Source organism: Dietzia sp. SLG310A2-38A2, from assembly GCF_014145095.1.
Lineage (GTDB): Bacteria > Actinomycetota > Actinomycetes > Mycobacteriales > Mycobacteriaceae > Dietzia.
This window is the reverse complement of sequence record NZ_JAALDX010000202.1, coordinates 1-2,593: the sequence shown is the minus strand read 5'-3', so window position 1 is coordinate 2,593 and position 2,593 is coordinate 1. Positions and strand designations below refer to the sequence as shown.

The following is a 2,593-nucleotide window of genomic DNA, read 5'->3' as shown; positions in this document are numbered from 1 at the left end:
TCGGCCAACGGCAGCAGGGGATCCGGCTCGTCGTCGACCAGGGGCAGGGAGCACCCCCCGGCGACCGCCAACCCGGTGGCGACCGCGGTCGCCGCGACGAACCGTCGGCGCGACACGGGGGCGGTGGAGGAAACAGGCACCCCGACATCCTGCCAGGGCCCGTCGGGCGCCGACCCGGGGGCGGTACAGTGATCCGGCCCGTCCGCAACCCGGATCGGCACCCACCAGCAGCGACGCCAGGAGCAACGTGATCGTCCCCGAGCCCGACAGGGCCCATATCCGCAGAGCGGTCGCCGACCACGGACTCGAACTCGAGGAGATCCGGGAGGACTCGCGGGCGGCCGACTGGCACGTGACCGTCGTCGTCGACGGCGACTCCGGTGTCACTCTGGACCATCTCACCAGGTTGTCCACCGACCTCGACGCCGTCGCCGAGCAGTGGGGTGGACCCGACCGGGCCGTGACCTTCGAGGTGACCAGCCGCGGCGTGGACGCACCACTCGAGGCACCGCGGCACTGGAGGCGGGCCCGTGGTCGTCAGGTCGACGTGACGTACGTCGAGGGGGTCACCGGTCCCGCCCGTGGGCGGGTCGGTGACCTCGATGAGCAGACCGGGACAGTACGGCTGGTCTCGAGGTCGGGTCGTGGGATGCGTGTCGACTCGGTAACGTTGGACGACGTGGCACGCGCTGTGATCCGGGTCGAGTTCCGGCCCGCTCCGGAGGACGAACTCGCCCTCCTGTCGGAGCCCGCGAACCCCGGACGTGGCGTGCGAGAAGGAGAAGACAGTTGAACATCGACATGGCGGCGCTGAACATGTTGTCCCAGGAGCGGGAGATCCCGCTGGACGACCTGGTGCGGACCCTGGAGAACGCACTGCTCACCGCATACAAGCGCACCGACGACGCACACCGTGTCGCGAGGATCCAACTCGACCGGAAGGCCGGAACCGTCGCGGTCATGGCGGCCGAGGTCGACGAGGAGGGCAACCGGATCGGCGAGTTCGACGCCACGCCCTCCGATTTCGGTCGGGTGGCCGCGGCGACGGCCCGGCAGATCATCCTCCAACGCCTGCGCGAGGCCGAGACCGAGCGGATCTACGGTGACCTGGTCGCCCGGGAAGGTGAGGTGGTCAGCGGAGTCATCCAATCGGATTCGCGCGCGAACGCCCGAGGGATCATCGTCGTGCACATCGGGCCCGAGAACGGCGGGACCGAGGGCACCATCGCACCGGCTGAGCAGGTACCGGGTGAGACCTACCAGCACGGCGACCGCATCAAGTGCCACGTGGTGGGGGTTCACAAGGGTCCCCACGGTGCCTCCGTCTCCCTGTCGCGCACCCACCCGGACCTCGTCCGTGGACTCTTCGCCCTGGAGGTGCCGGAGATCGGCGACGGATCGGTCCGGATCTCGGCGATCGCGCGGGAGGCCGGCCACCGGACCAAGATCGCCGTGGAGACGACCATCTCGGGACTCAACGCCAAGGGCGCCTGCATCGGGCCGAACGGTGCCCGCGTCCGGGCCGTGATGGCGGAGTTGAACGGCGAGAAGATCGACATCGTGGACTTCGACGAGGACCCCACGGTCTTCGTCGGCAACGCGCTCTCCCCTGCGAAGGTCATCTCGGTGACCGTCGCGGACGCCGAGACGAGGGCGGCGCGCGTCGTCGTCCCCGACTATCAGCTCTCGCTCGCGATCGGCAAGGAGGGGCAGAACGCCCGCCTGGCCCACCGACTGACGCAGTGGCGAATCGACATCCACAGCGACGCGGAGTGACGTCCGGCACGGTCGCGGTCCACGCGGTCGGGCGCGCCGTTAGGGTCGGTAGTCAACGACCTGTAGACTCACCAGATGTCACAGTGACTTCACGTTCACCCACTCGCGTGGGAGGGACGGTGAGAAACCGAGGCGGCCTCATGCGGGTGCAACCCGACCAGCAGCAGGGCTCAGCCGAGGTGCCGGGTCCGGTGAGGACCTGCGTCGGCTGTCGCCGCCGGGATTCCGATTCCCGGTTACTGCGGATCGTTCACGATCCGCGGGCGGCAGCTCTCTCACCTGACCCCGACCGGCGAGCGGTCGGGCGGGGAGCCTGGGTGCACCGTGATGAGCGGTGTATCGCGACAGCACTCGACCGCAGGGCCTTCACCAGGTCCCTGCGGGTCGCCGGGAACGTGTCCCAGGACGCGATCTCGGAGGTGCTCGAGACGCTATCGTCGTGAGCACGAGACCACCCGTCGGCCGCATGGGCCGACCGGGGGAGCACAAGAGAAGGAACGGACCAGACACGATGAGCACACCGTGAAGCTCCAGCGATGAACGTCCATCGAATGTAGACCGAGGTCGCGCGGCCAGCCCTGCCGTGAAGACCTCGCAGTGAGGAGAGCAGTGGCAGGCAAGCCCCGGGTACACGAACTGGCAAAAGAGTTCGGTATCACCAGTAAAGAACTTCTGACGAAACTCCGCGATCAGGGAGAGTTCGTCAAATCCGCATCGTCGACCCTCGAGGCACCGGTCGTCCGGCGCCTGCGCGAGTCGCACGCTCCGGCCGGCGGCGGAGCAGACTCCGCGTCGTCGACCCCCGGCTCGGGGGGAC

4 protein-coding genes are annotated in these 2,593 nt (G+C 68.8%); all 4 read left to right on the top strand.

All coding sequences use genetic code 11. From position 1 onward, the window contains the following. The first annotated feature begins 247 nt into the window (after positions 1-247). A complete protein-coding gene (locus G6027_RS07735; protein ID WP_182636666.1) occupies positions 248-793 on the top strand; it encodes a ribosome maturation protein RimP in 546 nt (181 codons plus the stop codon). After that, positions 790-1,776, top strand: coding sequence for a transcription termination factor NusA (gene nusA, locus G6027_RS07730; protein WP_182636665.1), 987 nt, complete (start codon positions 790-792; stop codon positions 1,774-1,776). Before G6027_RS07735 ends, nusA begins: the two co-directional genes overlap by 4 nt. A gap of 140 nt (positions 1,777-1,916) precedes the next feature. Next, positions 1,917-2,219: a YlxR family protein gene (locus tag G6027_RS07725; protein WP_182636668.1), complete on the top strand. Its 303-nt coding sequence runs from the start codon at positions 1,917-1,919 to the stop codon at positions 2,217-2,219. Positions 2,220-2,385: 166 nt separating this feature from the next. Next, on the top strand, positions 2,386-2,593 hold a 208-nt coding region (locus tag G6027_RS07720; protein ID WP_182636664.1), incomplete at its 3' end, for a translation initiation factor IF-2 N-terminal domain-containing protein.

Bases quoted from the DNA above. Each gene is read 5' to 3' on its own strand.
- G6027_RS07725 (WP_182636668.1), top strand. From the start codon at position 1,917: ATGCGGGTGCAACCCGACCAGCAGCAGGGCTCAGCCGAGGTGCCGGGT.